The 15,507-nt window shown below is 60.8% G+C and carries 9 protein-coding genes and 1 pseudogene; 5 read left to right on the forward strand and 5 right to left on the reverse strand.

Annotated features, from left to right (window positions below; all coding sequences use genetic code 11):
* Positions 1–13 precede the first annotated feature (13 nt).
* The 3 genes from mapR to AB4O35_RS19345 form a co-directional block, all read right to left on the reverse strand.
* Positions 14–1,423: a GntR family transcriptional regulator MpaR gene (mapR, locus tag AB4O35_RS19335; protein WP_049708586.1), complete on the reverse strand. Its 1,410-nt coding sequence runs from the start codon at positions 1,421–1,423 to the stop codon at positions 14–16.
* 64 nt (positions 1,424–1,487) lie between these two features.
* Positions 1,488–2,897, reverse strand: a complete 1,410-nt coding sequence (ccoG, locus tag AB4O35_RS19340) for a cytochrome c oxidase accessory protein CcoG (protein ID WP_065876319.1) — start codon at positions 2,895–2,897, stop codon at positions 1,488–1,490.
* A gap of 184 nt (positions 2,898–3,081) precedes the next feature.
* Positions 3,082–3,321 (reverse strand): DUF3203 family protein, encoded by a 240-nt coding sequence (locus AB4O35_RS19345; protein ID WP_065876318.1) that lies wholly within the window; start codon positions 3,319–3,321, stop codon positions 3,082–3,084.
* A gap of 121 nt (positions 3,322–3,442) precedes the next feature.
* Here AB4O35_RS19345 and AB4O35_RS19350 point away from each other — a divergent pair, with 121 nt between their 5' ends.
* On the forward strand, positions 3,443–3,934 hold the full coding sequence (locus tag AB4O35_RS19350) for an MgtC/SapB family protein (protein WP_065876317.1): 492 nt from the start codon (positions 3,443–3,445) through the stop codon (positions 3,932–3,934).
* Here the strand turns inward: AB4O35_RS19350 and AB4O35_RS19355 are convergent.
* Positions 3,912–4,088, reverse strand: coding sequence for a hypothetical protein (locus tag AB4O35_RS19355; RefSeq protein WP_175403076.1), 177 nt, complete (start codon positions 4,086–4,088; stop codon positions 3,912–3,914). The two genes, AB4O35_RS19350 and AB4O35_RS19355, sit on opposite strands and share 23 nt — an antisense overlap.
* A 204-nt stretch (positions 4,089–4,292) precedes the next feature.
* On the opposite strand from AB4O35_RS19355, the pseudogene AB4O35_RS19360 reads away from it, so the two are divergent.
* The 4 genes and pseudogenes from AB4O35_RS19360 to AB4O35_RS19375 all read left to right on the forward strand — a co-directional run bounded on the left by AB4O35_RS19360 (position 4,293) and on the right by AB4O35_RS19375 (position 13,236).
* Positions 4,293–6,280 (forward strand): annotated as a pseudogene (locus AB4O35_RS19360) (alpha-1,4-glucan--maltose-1-phosphate maltosyltransferase).
* 156 nt (positions 6,281–6,436) lie between these two features.
* Entirely contained in the window at positions 6,437–9,784 is a 3,348-nt protein-coding gene (gene treS / locus AB4O35_RS19365) for a maltose alpha-D-glucosyltransferase (protein WP_460149193.1), read from the forward strand.
* Entirely contained in the window at positions 9,781–12,018 is a 2,238-nt protein-coding gene (gene glgB, locus AB4O35_RS19370) for a 1,4-alpha-glucan branching protein GlgB (RefSeq protein ID WP_065946396.1), read from the forward strand. Before treS ends, glgB begins: the two co-directional genes overlap by 4 nt.
* 90 nt (positions 12,019–12,108) lie before the next feature.
* The gene (locus AB4O35_RS19375) at positions 12,109–13,236 is read left to right on the forward strand and encodes a GGDEF domain-containing protein (protein WP_083207214.1); all 1,128 of its coding nucleotides are present in this window, start codon (positions 12,109–12,111) and stop codon (positions 13,234–13,236) included.
* Between the two features lie 73 nt (positions 13,237–13,309).
* On the opposite strand, the gene AB4O35_RS19380 is transcribed toward AB4O35_RS19375, so the two are convergent.
* Positions 13,310–15,490, reverse strand: a complete 2,181-nt coding sequence (locus tag AB4O35_RS19380) for an ATP-binding protein (RefSeq protein ID WP_065946395.1) — start codon at positions 15,488–15,490, stop codon at positions 13,310–13,312.
* Positions 15,491–15,507 lie beyond the last annotated feature (17 nt).

Raw genomic sequence — 15,507 nt, forward strand, 5'->3', positions numbered from 1 at the left:
GGCCCGCGATGGCTCAAAATGACCGCACAATCCGCCCCAACGTCTCCATGGCCTTCTCTGACGCTTCGGTCCACGGGCTGCCGTAGTTCAAGCGAATACAGTTCCTGAACCGTTGGGTCGCCGAGAAAATCGGTCCCGGCGCGATGCTGATACCTTGCGCCAACGCCATTTGGAACAACTTCAACGAATCCGTCTGCTCCGGCAATTCCAGCCACAGGAAATAGCCGCCGGCCGGTTGACTGACGCGCGTCTGCGCCGGGAAGTAGCGCGCGATGGCAGCCAGCATGGCGCTTTGCTGCTCTTCCAGGGCATAGCGCAATTTGCGCAGGTGCCGGTCATAGCCGCCGTGTTGCAGGTAATCGGCGATCGCTGCCTGGGCGGGCATCGACGGGCACAGCGAGGTCATCAATTTCAAGCGTTCGACCTTCTGCGCAAAGCGCCCGGCTGCGACCCAGCCCACGCGATAGCCAGGCGCCAGGCTCTTGGCGAAGGAACCGCAATGCATCACCAGGCCTTCGGTATCGAACGCCTTGGCCGGTTTGGGGGCCTGTTGGCCGTAATACAGCTCGGCGTACACATCGTCTTCGATCAGCGGCACCTGATGGCCGCGCAACAGTTCCACCAGCGCCTGTTTCTTGGCTTCCGGCAAGGTCGCGCCCATCGGGTTCTGGAAGCTGGTCATGGTCCAGCAGGCCTTGATCGGGTAGCGCTCAAGGCTTTGCGCCAGGGCGTTGAGATCAATGCCATCGCGTGGGTGCACGGGGATTTCCACCGCCTTGAGTTTCAAGCGCTCCAGCACTTGCAGGCACGCATAGAACGCCGGGGCTTCGATCGCCACCAGGTCGCCCGGTTCGGTGACGGCTTGCAGGCACAGGTTCAGTGCTTCCAGCGCGCCGTTGGTGATCAGCAGTTCTTCCATGGGCAGCATCAGCCCGCCGACCATATACCGCAGGGCGATTTGCCGACGCAGTTGGGGGTTGCCCGGTGACATGTCGGTGACGACCAGGCGCGGGTCCATCTCGCGGCTGGCGCTGGCCAGGGAGCGGGCCAGGCGCGGCAGCGGGAACAGCATCGGGCTGGGGAAGGCCGAGCCGAAAGGCACGGTGTTCGGGTCTTTGATCGAGTCGAGCACCGAGAACACCAGTTCGCTCACGTCCACTTCGGTGGATTCATGCACCTGTTCACTCACCACCGGCTCGGAGAACGGGCTGGGCGCATGGGTGTTGACGAAGTAGCCAGAGCGCGGCCGCGCGCGGATCAGGCCACGACGCTCCAGCAGGTAATAAGCCTGGAACACCGTGGACGGGCTGACGCCGTAGGTCTGGCTGGCATAGCGCACCGAGGGCACCCGCTGGCCGGGTCCGAGCACGCCAGAGCGGATCAGTTCTGCAATGTCGTCGGCGAATTTTTCGTAGCGTTTCATGGGGCCTAATCACTTTCTTAAATTGTACGCAGGGCTAAGTGGGATCTTCAGTGCCTGACAGGCCTCAGCGATTCAGCGGCGCCACAAAGCGGCTATCAGCCGCGCTGTAGATCCACGGTTCATCCACATCCGTCACCTTGAAGCGCAGGGTTTGCGAACTGCTCGCCGGTTTATCCGCCAGCAAGGCCACCGACACCGGCACATCGCTGATTTCCCCCGGCGCCAGGCTGATCTCGGTCTTGCCTTGCAGCTGGAAGCCATCGGCGTCCACCAGTGCCAGGCGGTAGTCCTGGTGCTGTTGGGTCTTGTTGATCACCTTGAGGCTGTAGATGTTTTCGATCAGGCCCTCGGCGTTCTCACGGAACATGCCACGGTCCTTGGTGACATCCAGCGACACCATCGGCCGTTCCACCAGCGCCACCACCAACGCTGCAATCATCAACAACAGCACGGCACTGTAGCCGATCAGGCGCGGCCGTAGGAGGCGGGTCTTGCCGCCGTGCAGTTGATGTTCACTGGTGTAGCTCACCAAGCCGCGTGCGTAGCCCATCTTGTCCATGATCGAATCGCAGGCGTCGATGCACGCCGCGCAGCCGATGCACTCCATTTGCAGGCCGTCGCGGATGTCGATACCGGTCGGGCAGACCTGCACGCACAGTTGGCAGTCAATGCAATCGCCCAAGCCGACGTCGGCGGGGTTGACCTCACGTTTGCGCGGGCCACGGTGTTCGCCGCGGGCCACGTCGTAGGAAATGGTCAGGGTGTCCTTATCAAACATGACGCTTTGGAAACGCGCATACGGGCACATGTGCATGCACACGGCTTCGCGCAGCCAGCCCGCGTTGAGGTAGGTGGCGCCGGTGAAAAACAGCACCCAGAACAGGCTGACGCCGCCCATTTGCCAGGTCAGCAATTCGGCGGCCAGCGGGCGGATGGGGGTGAAGTAGCCGACAAAGGTCAGCCCGGTCAGCACGCTGATGCCCAGCCACATCGTGTGTTTGGCCGAGCGTCGCGCCAGCTTGTTCAGGCTCCAGGGCGCGGCTTGCAGCTTGATGCGCTGGTTGCGTTCACCTTCGGTGACCTTCTCGCACCACATGAACAGCCAGGTAAACGAGCTTTGCGGGCAGGTATAGCCGCACCACACGCGGCCGGCAAAGACGGTGATCGCAAACAGGCCGAAGGCGCAGATGATCAACAATGCCGACAACAGGATGAAGTCCTGCGGCCAGAACGTGGCGCCAAAAATGTGGAATTTACTTTCCGCCAGGTCCCACAGCACCGCCTGCCTGCCACCCCAGTTCAGCCACACAGTGCCGAAAAAGGCCAGGAACAGAACGCCTGCACCGCACACGCGCAAGGTGCGGAACAGGCCGGTAAAGCTGCGGGTATGAATCAAGGTGTCGCTGGATTTGGCCTTCACCTTCTTTGGGTGTATGGGCTCAAAGGTTTCCACGGTGGGGATTCGTTCGCTCATGGTCGTTCGCTCATCAGCCTCCATCAGGCGGATGAACTATGCGCGTGGCTCTGTTTGCATAACAGACTCAGCTAGGGCGATAAAAAGCGGATCAGATGGGCTTTGGGAGAGTCGCTGCGACAATGTGCTGCACCCCGTGGAGCAAGGGGCGCAGCGTTGTGCGGGATGTGCTGATGCAGATCAATTAAATCAACGAACCAGGCTTGTCGGCCTTTACATGTTGACGCCCATCGTGGGCGCCCGCGACCGTCAGCGCGTCTGCCTCGGCTTCGGTGATATAGATCCGCTCGGCCGCCAATTCCACATAAGACATGGCTTTTTCGAGGTCGGTAACAATATTGACCCGGGTCGCTGGCACGCTCTGTTCCTGGCCGTTGTCATCAAGCATGAAGTAGCACAGTTGGTTTTCGATACGAATGGGCATGCCAATCTCCTGTTTTGTGAGCTATAGAAGGTTAGGGGACGGCGGCGCGCAGGGGTTCCAGGCAACTGACTGGCGGTCGCCGCTGTCCATCCTTTACCAACAATGACGAAGGACAGCTGAGATGGACGCTTGGTGGCATGAAGTGTGGCAAACCCTGCAGGCCGAATTTGCCGACATCGGCGACGCCAGGCAGCTCACCCAGATCACTGTGCGCTTGCTGATCGCCGCGATCCTCGGTGGCATTCTCGGTTTTGAGCGAGAGAGCAAGGGCAAGGCCGCCGGGGTGCGCACACACATGCTGGTGGCGTTGGGCGCTGCGCTGTTCGTGATGGTGCCGCAGATGTCTGGCAATCAGGCGGATGCCATGAGCCGGGTGGTACAGGGCGTGATCGCCGGGATCGGTTTCCTCGGCGCTGGCACGATCATCAAGGGCAAGGATGATGAAGAGGGCCATGTCAAAGGCCTGACCACCGCAGCCGGCTTGTGGATGACCGCTGCGATTGGGGTCTCGGCCGGGTTGGGCCGGGAATCGACAGCGGTTCTGAGCACATTGCTGGCCTTGGTGGTGTTCAGCGTGATGCCGAAAATCGTCAAGCGTTTCGAGAAGGACTGACGATCACCGGGGGCATGGTCGTCGGCGGTTCTTCGACCGGCGGCGGCTCATTTTCTGGCGGCTCCTTTTCCGGAATGGGCGCCGGCTCAGTGGGCGGCAGGGTCGGGTTGTCGATATTTGGGTCCGGCGTTTCAGCCGGGATTGGGATATTCATCGGTGTGGCCTCCTTTGTGCTTGGCTCCAGCGGTGGACAGCCGCCGGGCCGAATTGATTCCCGCCCAGTGGCGACACATTCACCTGAACTTTTAACAGCGGCGCAGGCTCGGACCTATAAGCGGCCCTGATCAGGGAGAGCATGGCCGCATCAGAATTCGGATCAAGCAAAGAGCGTCCATAGGGCGTAAGGGGAAGATGCTCGATGACTGCTGAAACACAGGTTCCAGAAAACGCCATATTGCCGCTGTCCCAGGCACTGTTGCTGCCCAGGATCGCTATCGAAAGCACCACCCCCGTGATTGACGGCGGCGAATTCGCCGTCAAGGCGGTGGTGGGTCAAAGGGTCAATGTCACCAGCACCGTGTTCGCCGACGGCCATGACAAGCTCGCCGTACTGATCCGCTGGCGCCCGCTGCAGGAAGAGAGCTGGCACAGCGTGGTGATGACCGATGTCGGCAACAATGGCTGGGAGGGCGCGTTCACCGTCAGCCAGCAAGGCCCCCACGAATATTGCATTGAAGCCTGGATCGATACCTTCGCCAGCTTCTGCTACGAGTTGCGCAAGAAGCATGAAGCCGGCGTACCGGTCAGCCTGGAGTTGCAGGAAGGCCGCAGCCTGGTGCTGCAGGCCGCCGAACGCAGCGACAATGAACTGCGCGACCGCCTGATGCTGCTGCACCACGAACTCTCCGGCCTGCTGGAAACCGAGCAAGTCGCGAAGTTCCTGCACGAAGACAGTGCACATCTGATGACCCAGGCCGATCACCGCGCCTATTTGAGCATCAGCGCTGTGTACCCGATTGATGTGGAGCGCGAGGCCGCGCTGTTCGCCAGTTGGTACGAGCTGTTTCCGCGCTCGATCACTGACGATCCTGCGCGTCATGGCACCTTTAATGATGTGCACTCGCGGCTGTCGATGATCCATGACATGGGGTTTGATGTGCTGTACTTCCCCCCATCCATCCGATCGGGCGCAGCCACCGCAAAGGCAAGAACAACTCCCTGACGGCTGGCCCTGATGATCCGGGCAGCCCGTATGCGATTGGCAGCGAAGAGGGCGGCCACGAGGCCATTCACCCGCAACTGGGCAGCCGCGATGACTTCCGTCGCCTGGTGCAGGCCGCTGCCGACCATGGCCTGGAAATCGCCCTGGACTTCGCCATCCAGTGCTCCCAGGACCATCCGTGGCTCAAGGAGCACCCGGGTTGGTTCAACTGGCGCCCGGATGGCACGATCAAATACGCGGAAAACCCGCCGAAAAAGTACCAGGACATTGTTAACGTCGATTTTTACGCGGCGGACGCGATCCCAGGCCTGTGGACCGAACTGCGCGACGTGGTGGTGGGTTGGGTGGAAGAGGGCGTGAAAACCTTCCGAGTCGACAACCCGCACACCAAGCCGCTGCCGTTCTGGCAATGGCTGATCAGCGACGTGCGCGCCAAATACCCGGACGTGATTTTCCTCGCGGAAGCGTTCACCACGCCGGCGATGATGGCGCGCCTGGGCAAGGTCGGTTATTCCCAGAGCTACACCTATTTCACCTGGCGCAACACCAAGGCCGAGCTGAGCGAATACCTGACGCAGTTGAACGCGTCGCCATGGCGCGAATGCTACCGGCCGAATTTCTTCGTCAATACGCCGGATATCAATCCGCCGTTTTTGCATGAGTCAGGCCGCCCGGGCTTTTTGATCCGCGCTGCGCTGGCCACCATGGGTTCGGGCCTGTGGGGCATGTATTCGGGCTTTGAATTGTGCGAAGCGGCGCCGGTGCCAGGCAAAGAGGAATACCTGGATTCAGAGAAGTACGAGATCCGCCCGCGAGACTTCACCGCCCCCGGCAACATCATCGCCGAGATCGCTCAGCTCAATCGCATACGCCGGCAAAACCCGGCGCTCCAAACGCACCTGGGCTTGAAGCTTTACAACGCTTGGAACGACAACATCCTGTATTTCGGCAAGCGCAGTGAGGATGGCAGCAACTTCATTCTGGTGGCGGTCAACCTTGACCCTTATAACGCGCAGGAGGCCAGTTTCGAGTTGCCTCTGTGGGAGTTGGGGTTGCCGGATGATGCCGAGACGCAGGGCGAAGACCTGATGAACGGCCATCGCTGGACCTGGTACGGCAAGACCCAGTGGATGCGCCTTGATCCGCAGATGCCGTTTGGAATATGGCGTATCACCACATCCTGAGCCAAGTGAAGATCAACTGTGGGAGCTGGCTTGCCGGCGATAGCGGTACATCAGTCAACACGTGCTGTGCTGACACACCCTTATCGCAGGTAAGCCAGCTCCCACATTAAACCGCGTTCATTCAGCCGGTTTTTTCAGAATTTCCAGGAGTTTCCAATGGCGAAGAAACCCAACGCTGCCACCTTTATCAAAGACCCGCTCTGGTACAAAGACGCGGTGATTTACCAAGTTCATGTCAAATCCTATTTCGACTCCAACAACGACGGCATCGGTGACTTCCCCGGGCTGATCGCCAAGCTCGACTACATCGCCGACCTGGGTGTAAACACCATCTGGCTGCTGCCGTTCTATCCTTCGCCACGCCGTGATGACGGCTACGACATCGCCGAATACCGGGGCGTGCACAGCGATTACGGGACCATGGCCGACGCCAAGCGCTTCATCGCCGAGGCGCACAAGCGCGGGCTGCGAGTGATCACCGAGCTGGTGATCAACCACACCTCCGACCAGCACCCTTGGTTCCAGCGTGCGCGCAAGGCCAAGCCGGGCTCGGCGGCGCGGGACTTCTACGTATGGTCGGATGACGACCAGAAATACGACGGTACGCGCATCATCTTTCTCGACACCGAGAAATCCAACTGGACCTGGGACCCGGTCGCCGGCCAGTACTTCTGGCACCGCTTCTATTCCCACCAGCCGGACCTCAACTTCGACAACCCGCAAGTGATGAAAGCCGTGCTGTCGGTGATGCGTTACTGGCTGGACATGGGCATTGACGGCCTGCGCCTGGATGCCATCCCGTACCTGATCGAACGCGACGGCACCAACAACGAAAACCTTCCCGAAACCCACGATGTGCTCAAACAGATCCGTGCGGAGATCGATGCGCATTACCCGGACCGCATGCTGCTGGCCGAAGCCAACCAGTGGCCGGAAGATACGCAGCTGTATTTCGGTGACAAAAAGGGCGACGACGGCGACGAATGCCATATGGCCTTCCACTTCCCGTTGATGCCACGCATGTACATGGCGCTGGCCCAGGAAGATCGCTTCCCGATCACCGACATCCTGCGCCAGACGCCGGAGATTCCCGCCAATTGCCAGTGGGCGATCTTCCTGCGCAACCATGATGAGCTGACCCTGGAAATGGTCACCGACAAAGAACGCGATTACCTGTGGAATTACTACGCCGCCGACCGTCGCGCGCGCATCAACCTGGGCATTCGCCGTCGCCTGGCGCCGTTGATGGAGCGAGACCGTCGCCGTGTCGAGCTGCTCAACAGCCTGTTGTTGTCGATGCCTGGCACGCCGACCCTGTATTACGGCGATGAAATCGGCATGGGCGACAACATCTACCTCGGCGACCGCGATGGCGTGCGTACGCCGATGCAATGGTCCATCGACCGCAACGGCGGCTTTTCCCGCGCCGACCCGGCCAGCCTGGTGCTGCCGCCGATCATGGACCCGCAATATGGCTATCAGTCGGTCAACGTCGAGACCCAGGCCCAGGACCCGCATTCGTTGCTCAACTGGACCCGGCGCATGCTGGCGGTGCGCAAGCAGTCCAAGGCGTTTGGCCGTGGCAGCTTGAAAATGCTCTCGCCGAGCAACCGCCGCATCCTCGCGTATACCCGCGAATTCACCGGCGAAGACGGGCGCCACGAGATCATCCTGTGCGTGGCCAACGTGTCGCGCAGTGCCCAGGCGGCGGAGCTGGACCTGTCGGCGTTTGCTGGCATGGTCCCGGTGGAGATGCTCGGCTGCAATGCCTTCCCGCCCATCGGCCAACTGAATTTCCTGCTGACCCTGGCACCTTATGGTTTCTATTGGTTTGTATTGGCGGCCGAGAATCAAATGCCCAGCTGGCATGTGGAGCCTGTTCAAGGCATGCCGGACTTCACCACACTGGTACTGAAAAAGCGTATGGAAGAACTGTTGGAAGAACCCTGCCGCACCTCGCTGGAGCAGACCGCGCTCCCGGCCTGGCTGCCCAAGCGCCGTTGGTTTGCTGGTAAAGACACGGCTATCGACAGCGTGCGCATTGCCTACGGGGTACGTTTTGGCGACCCGCAACACCCGGTTTTGCTCAGCGAGCTGGAGGTGACCGCGGGCTGTCAAGTCAGTCGCTATCAATTGCCGTTTGGCTTCCTCGGTGAAGACCAATTCACCAGCGCATTGCCGCAGCAACTCGCGATGGCCCGGGTGCGTCGGGTGCGCGAAGTGGGCCTGGTGACCGACGCGTTCAGCCTTGAGCACTTTATCCGCGCGGTGATCCAGGGCCTGCAGGCCGGCACGGTGCTGAACTCCAGCGAAGGCGATCTGCGGTTTGAAGCCACCAAACATCTGGACGCACTGCAACTGACAGACGAAGTACAAGTGCGCTATTTGTCCGCCGAGCAGTCCAACAGCTCAGTGGTGGTGGGCGAGGGCCTGGTGCTCAAGCTGATCCGCAAAGTCAGCGCCGGTGTGCACCCGGAGCTGGAAATGAGCGCCTACCTCACCGCAGCCGACTACCCGAATATTTCGCCGTTGCTGGGTTCGGTAATTCGCCGCGACGCCGACGGCCAAGACAACTTGCTGATGATTGCCCAGGGTTACCTGAGCAACCAGGGCGATGCATGGAGCTGGACGCAGAACAACCTGGAACGGGCGATCCGCGACGAGCTTGCCGAAGCCATCTCGGAGCAGGAACAGCACTACAACGCCCTGGGCGAACTGGCCGACTTTGCCGGATTGCTCGGCCAGCGCCTGGGTGAAATGCACGTGGTGCTGGGTGCAAAAACCACAGACAAAGACTTCAAGCCCGAAGTGACCACGGTTAAAGACACCCAGGCCTGGGCCAAGGATGTCGGCGCGCAGCTGGACCGCGCGCTGCAGTTGCTAAAGCTGCATCAAAACCATTTGAACCCTGCGGATCAAGCGCTGGTCAGTGATTTGCTGGCGCAGAAAAAGGCCATCGCCAGCCATGTTCAAGCCCTGGCGAAAGCCACGGCAGGCGGGTTGCGCATCCGCGTCCATGGTGATTTGCACCTGGGCCAGGTGCTGGTGGTGAAGGGCGATGCCTACCTGATCGACTTTGAAGGCGAACCGGCACGACCGCTGCACGAACGACGTGGCAAGCACAGCCCGTATAAAGATGTAAGCGGCGTGTTGCGCTCCTTCGATTACGCGGCGGCCATGGCGTTGAATGTACAAGGGGTGGATCACTCACCCGAAGCGGACATATCGCGCAAGCGTGTGACCGACCGTTACCTGAAAGAAGCACGCCAGGCCTTTATCCAGGCTTATCAGTCAGCGACGTCTACACTGGCGCATGACTGGCAGGATGCCAAAGGCCAGGACGCAGCGCTGACCTTGTTCAGCCTGGAGAAGGCCGCGTATGAAGTGGCTTACGAAGCGGAAAACCGCCCGACCTGGTTGCCGGTGCCCTTGCAAGGGTTACACGGCCTGTTGAGTGGGCTGACACCAATATCGAAAACTGCACGCGGTGGGGAATCGTCATGAGCTTTATACATAAAGAACCGCTGCAACCGAAGTTGACTGCACTGCCGGCGTCCAAGGACGTCGACGCACTGGTACGCGCCGAACACCATGACCCGTTCTCGGTTCTCGGGCCACATGATGATGAGCACGGCGGCCAGTTTATCCGCGCCTTCCTGCCGGAGGCCTTGAGCGTCCAGGTACTGGCGCGTGACAGTGGCGAGCAGATCGGCAGCCTGGACGCGAGCCAGGTGCCGGGGTTGTTTGTCGGGCACTTCGCTACACGCCAGGCGTACCTGTTGAAAATCCAGTGGGCCGGGGGTGAACAGATCACCGAAGACCCCTACAGCTTCCAGCAACTGTTGCTCGGTGAAATGGACCTTTACCTGTTTGCCGAAGGCAATCACCGCGACCTCAGCAGTTGCCTTGGTGCCCAAGTGACCACGGTCGACGGCGTGCAAGGTGTGCGCTTTGCCGTATGGGCACCGAATGCGCGGCGCGTATCGGTGGTGGGCGACTTCAATGTCTGGGACGGTCGCCGTCACCCGATGCGCCTGCGCCATCCTTCCGGCGTGTGGGAGATCTTTATCCCACGCCTGCAACCGGGGGCGGCCTACAAATATGAAGTACTTGGCGCCAATGGGATCCTGCCGCTCAAGGCCGACCCGATGGCCTTGGCCACTCAACTGCCACCCGACACCGCCTCCAAGGTTGCCGAACCCCTGCAGGTCGATTGGCAGGATCACGAGTGGATGCAGTCACGCCTTGAAAAGCAAAAATCCACGGCGCCACTGTCGATCTACGAGTTGCACGTCGGCTCATGGCAGTGCGAACTGGACGAGGCCGGCGAAGTCGCCCGCCAATACAACTGGCGCGAGCTGGCTGAGCGGTTGATTCCCTACGTGCAGCAATTGGGCTTCACCCACATCGAGCTGATGCCGATCATGGAGCATCCGTTCGGCGGCTCCTGGGGTTACCAGGCGTTGTCACAATTCGCGCCGACGGCGCGGTTCGGTTCGCCGGAAGATTTCGCCTATTTCGTCAATGCGCTGCATCAGGCCGATATTGGCGTGATTCTCGACTGGGTGCCGGCGCATTTCCCGACGGATACCCACGGCCTTGCGCAATTCGACGGCACCGCGCTGTACGAGTATGCCAACCCGCTGGAAGGCTTCCACCAGGATTGGGACACGCTGATCTACAACCTGGGTCGCACTGAAGTGCATGGCTTCATGCTGGCCTCGGCCCTGCATTGGCTCAAGCATTTCCATATCGACGGCCTGCGCGTTGATGCCGTAGCGTCGATGCTATACCGCGATTATTCACGCAAGGCCGGCGAATGGGTGCCCAACCGCCATGGTGGACGCGAGAACCTCGAAGCCATCGACTTCCTGCGTCACCTCAACGATGTGGTGGCCCTGGAAGTGCCGGGCGCCTTGGTGATTGCCGAGGAATCCACCGCCTGGCCGGGCGTGAGCCAGCCGACCCAACAGGGCGGCCTGGGCTTCAACTACAAATGGAACATGGGTTGGATGCACGATTCCCTGCATTACATCCAGCAGGACCCGGTGTACCGCGCCCATCACCACAACGAACTGAGTTTTGGCCTGGTGTATGCCTGGTCCGAGCGTTTTATCCTGCCGATCTCCCATGATGAAGTGGTACACGGCAAGCACTCGCTGATCGACAAGATGCCCGGCGACCGCTGGCAGAAGTTTGCCAACTTGCGCGCCTACCTGGCATTCATGTGGATGCACCCCGGTAAGAAACTGCTGTTCATGGGCTGCGAATTCGGCCAGTGGCGCGAGTGGAACCACGATCAGCAACTGGACTGGTACCTGCTGCAGTACGCGGAACACAAGGGCGTGCAGAAGCTGGTCGGCGATTTGAATCGCTTGTATCGGGAGGAGCCGGCCCTGCATGAGCAGGACGACGCGCCGCAGGGCTTCCAGTGGCTGATTGGCGACGATGCGATCAACAGCGTCTATGCCTGGCTGCGCTGGAGCAAGGACGGCAAGCCGGTGCTGGTGGTGGCCAACTTCACCCCGGTGCCGCGTGAGGGCTATCAAGTTGGTGTGCCGTTTGGCGGGCGTTGGAGTGAGGTGATCAACAGCGACGCCGACATGTACGCAGGTTCCAATTATGGGAACGGTGGCGAGGTGTTTACCCAGGATGAACCACTTCATGGTCAACCGCTGTCGCTGAGGTTGAACGTGCCGCCACTTGGGGTGCTGATTCTGCGGCCAGAAACGCTTTAAAGGCTCTACCGTGCTGGATTCTGTTGTCCATGGTAGTGGCAGGGTGCCACAATAGCGCCATTGTCGAGGGCAGCAGATCAGGCGGATTTCATGAATGGCCTTGGGCGTGGGCAGGACCAGGATTGCGTTATAGAGGAGCAGGTGCGAACTGACCGTTTGCACCAGCTGTTTCGGCAGTCATTTGCCGCCATTCTCGGCAGTTTCCTGGCAGCGGTCATGCTCTGCTGGCTCTGCTGGGACCGGTTTGACCATCAGGTCATCCTGGTCTGGCTGGTGGTGTTGGCGGGCTCATCGCTGTTGCGCGTCAAGATGTTTGTAGAGTGGTTTCGCTGCCCCAACGCCGAGCGCACGCCGGATCGGTGGGAGCGCCGTTATTGGATGACGCTGGTGTTTTCCGCCGGGATCTGGGGCCTCGGCGCCTTGGCGGTGATGCCGACGGATGATCGCCTGTCCCAGGTGCTGGTCATGTTGTTTACCGTGGGCATGTCGGTCAGCGCGGTATCCTGTTACTCGGCTTATCGTTACATGACCCTGGCCTCCATGGGCCTGGTGCTGCTGCCCTGTACGCTGTGGCTGCTGTTCCAGCCGTCTTCGATGCAAGTGGGCGTGGCCATCGCCGTATTGGTGTTCTCCACCTTTGTCGTCAGCGCCACGCGCAAGTTGTCCGACGCATTGGAAAAGGCGTTTCGCCTGACCCGGCAGATGGAACGCGCCCACAATATCTCCACGCGCGCCGCACAGACCGATGAACTCACCGGCCTGATGAATCGTCGCGCGTTTTTCGAACATGCCCAGCGGTTGTATGAACAATGCCGCCATCACCAGCAGCCGCTGTGTGCGCTGATGATGGACATGGACCACTTCAAGGAAATCAACGACACCTACGGCCACCAGACCGGTGACCAGGTGTTGCGACAGATTGGCGGGGTGATCAGCGCGTCCTTTCGCAAAGCTGACGTATATGGGCGCGTGGGTGGCGAGGAGTTTGCGGTATTGCTGCCCAATACTTCGCTGGAAACGGCGCGGGGTATTGCCGAGCAACTGATCAAGGCCATTTCCAGCCTGGCCTCTGAACCCGTGCAAGGGTTGACCGCCAGCCTGGGCGTGGCGTCCACCCATGCCCAGGACCAAGACCTGCACGGCCTGATGCATACCGCCGACAAGGCGCTGTACCGCGCCAAGGCGCAAGGTCGCAATCAGGTGGCGGTGGCGGAGTAGACGCAGGGCGCAAAGCAAACTGTGGCCAGGGAGCAAGCTCCCTCGCCACAGAAGCGCACGATGTTATCCGCTTCTAGAGCATTGCCTTGCTCAGCGCCCGCGCAACCTGGTCGGCGGAGTAGGGCTTGGCCAGGAACTCGACGCCTTCATAGCCACTTTCGGCCAGCTCTTCGCTGTAGCCGGAGGTGAGCACCACCGGCAAGTCCGGGCGCCGTTGACGCAGGACTTTGACCATTGCCACACCGGTCATGCCAGGCATCACTACATCCGAAAATACCCCATCGAATGCCAGGGCATCCGCACCGGCCAGCGCAAGTACCTGTTCGGCATCGGTGGCCCAGGTGGTCTGGTAACCCAGGTCCTGCAGGATCTGGTTGGCAAAGCGGCCCACTTCCAGGTTGTCTTCCACGATCAGGATATGGCGCTGGGTCGTATCTTGGGGCAGTGGCTGGCCTGTCGGTGTCGGTGTGTGGGGCGTCACCTGCGGCGCGACTTCGGGCAGGTACAGGGTAAACACCGTGCCCCGGTCTGGGTGGCTGGCCACGTCAACGTTACCGCCGGACTGCTTGGCAAACCCGAATACCTGGGACAACCCCAGCCCAGTGCCTTTGCCTACAGCCTTGGTGGTAAAGAACGGCTCGAAAATGCGCTCGAAGGTGTCAGCCGGAATACCGCTGCCTGTGTCAGCCAAGGAGACGGTTACAAAGGGTTGGCGTACTTGCTCATCGCCGCGGATGCGCGGCATCGCGTCCACATTGGCCACGTGCAAGGTCAGGGTGCCTTGGCCGTCCATCGCATCCCGGGCATTCAGGGCGATATTGATCAGTGCGGTCTCGAATTGGCTGGTGTCGACACGCGCATAGCAAGGCTGCTCTGGCAGTTGCACCTGTACATGGATACGCGCGCCGGTGACGCTTTCGAGCATTTCGCCGATGTTCTTGACCCGTTGCCCGACATCGAAGACTTCCGGGTTAAGGGGTTGGCGCCGGGCGAAGGCGAGCAGTTGGCTAGTGAGCTTGCTGGCGCGCTCGACGGTGTCGGAAACCGCGCCCATATAGCGTTGGCGTCGCGCCTCGGAGAGCCCGGGCTGACGCAGGAAATCCACGGACGAACGAATGATGGTCAACAAATTGTTGAAGTCATGGGCCACGCCACCGGTCAATTGGCCGATGGCTTCCAGCTTCTGCGACTGGCGCAGCGCGGCTTCGGCTTGGGTGAGGGCGGCGGTGCGCTCTTGCACGCGTTGTTCCAGGGTAGCGTTCAGCTCGGTGAACGCGGCCAGGCCTTCGCGTACGGCGGCGTCGGCACGCACCCGCTCGATATGCGCCCAGGAACGCTCGGTGACTTCGCCGACCAATGCCAGGTCATAAGGCGACCAGGCCCGGGCGGTTTTGTGGTGCACGGCCATCAAGGCGGTCAGGCGGCCGTTCTTGATGAGTGGGAAGCACGCCGTCGCCAGCACACCCAGGGCCTGATAGCTGGCGGCAACCTCGGGGGCGAACTCAATGCGATTGTCTTCGACCACCAACGGTTCACCGCCGCGCAGTTGTTGCACCGCCCTTGCGCCGAACGAGGCCAGGCTGTAGCGCCCCACGATGCTTGGCGAGCCGGGCGCGGCCCAATTGCCACGAATGGTAAAGCCGTCTTCATCGTCGTCCATATCGGCGTAGGCGCAATTGGAAACTTGCAGGTGCTCGGCAAGCAGGCGCGTAGTGATCGACATGATGCTTTGCGCATCGGTGGCATTGGCCACGGCGCTGCCCACGGCGTCCAACACGGCCAGGCGGCGGTTCAGGAATACGGTGGCGGTGGTTTCGGTGACGGTATCGAGCATGCCCACCACATTGCCCTTGGGATCACGGATGGGGCTGTAGCAAAAGGTAAAGTACGCTTGTTCGACACCCATGCCGCGCTCGATCTGCAGCGGGAAGTTCTCGATGTAAGTGGCACGGCCTTCGAATGCCGCGTTGGCGATAGGGCTGACATCGGCCCAGACCTCACGCCAGACTTCGCTGAACGGGCGGCCCAATGCATCGGGTTTATCGCCGAGGATCGGAATGAAGGCGTCGTTATACAGCATGGTCAGTTGAGGCCCCCACACGATGGATTGGGGGAAACTCGAGGCAAGGCATAACGCGACGGTGGTCTTGAGCACGTCCGGCCACTGCTCCGGCGGCCCCAGGGGCGTTTTCGCCCAATCATGCTGGCGAACCCGCTCAGCCATGTCGCTGCTGCTTTGCAGCCATTTCATCATTGCACGAGCACCTTGTT

It is taken from the genome of Pseudomonas sp. H1_A03 (assembly GCF_054685145.1).

Coding starts and splice junctions, on each gene's coding strand:
- mapR (WP_049708586.1), bottom strand. CDS start 1,423: ATGAAACGCTACGAAAAATTCGCCGACGACATTGCAGAACTGATCCGC.
- ccoG (WP_065876319.1), bottom strand. CDS start 2,897: ATGAGCGAACGAATCCCCACCGTGGAAACCTTTGAGCCCATACACCCA.
- AB4O35_RS19345 (WP_065876318.1), bottom strand. CDS start 3,321: ATGCCCATTCGTATCGAAAACCAACTGTGCTACTTCATGCTTGATGAC.
- AB4O35_RS19350 (WP_065876317.1), top strand. CDS start 3,443: ATGGACGCTTGGTGGCATGAAGTGTGGCAAACCCTGCAGGCCGAATTT.
- AB4O35_RS19355 (WP_175403076.1), bottom strand. CDS start 4,088: ATGAATATCCCAATCCCGGCTGAAACGCCGGACCCAAATATCGACAAC.
- treS (WP_460149193.1), top strand. CDS start 6,437: ATGGCGAAGAAACCCAACGCTGCCACCTTTATCAAAGACCCGCTCTGG.
- glgB (WP_065946396.1), top strand. CDS start 9,781: ATGAGCTTTATACATAAAGAACCGCTGCAACCGAAGTTGACTGCACTG.
- AB4O35_RS19375 (WP_083207214.1), top strand. CDS start 12,109: ATGAATGGCCTTGGGCGTGGGCAGGACCAGGATTGCGTTATAGAGGAG.
- AB4O35_RS19380 (WP_065946395.1), bottom strand. CDS start 15,490: ATGATGAAATGGCTGCAAAGCAGCAGCGACATGGCTGAGCGGGTTCGC.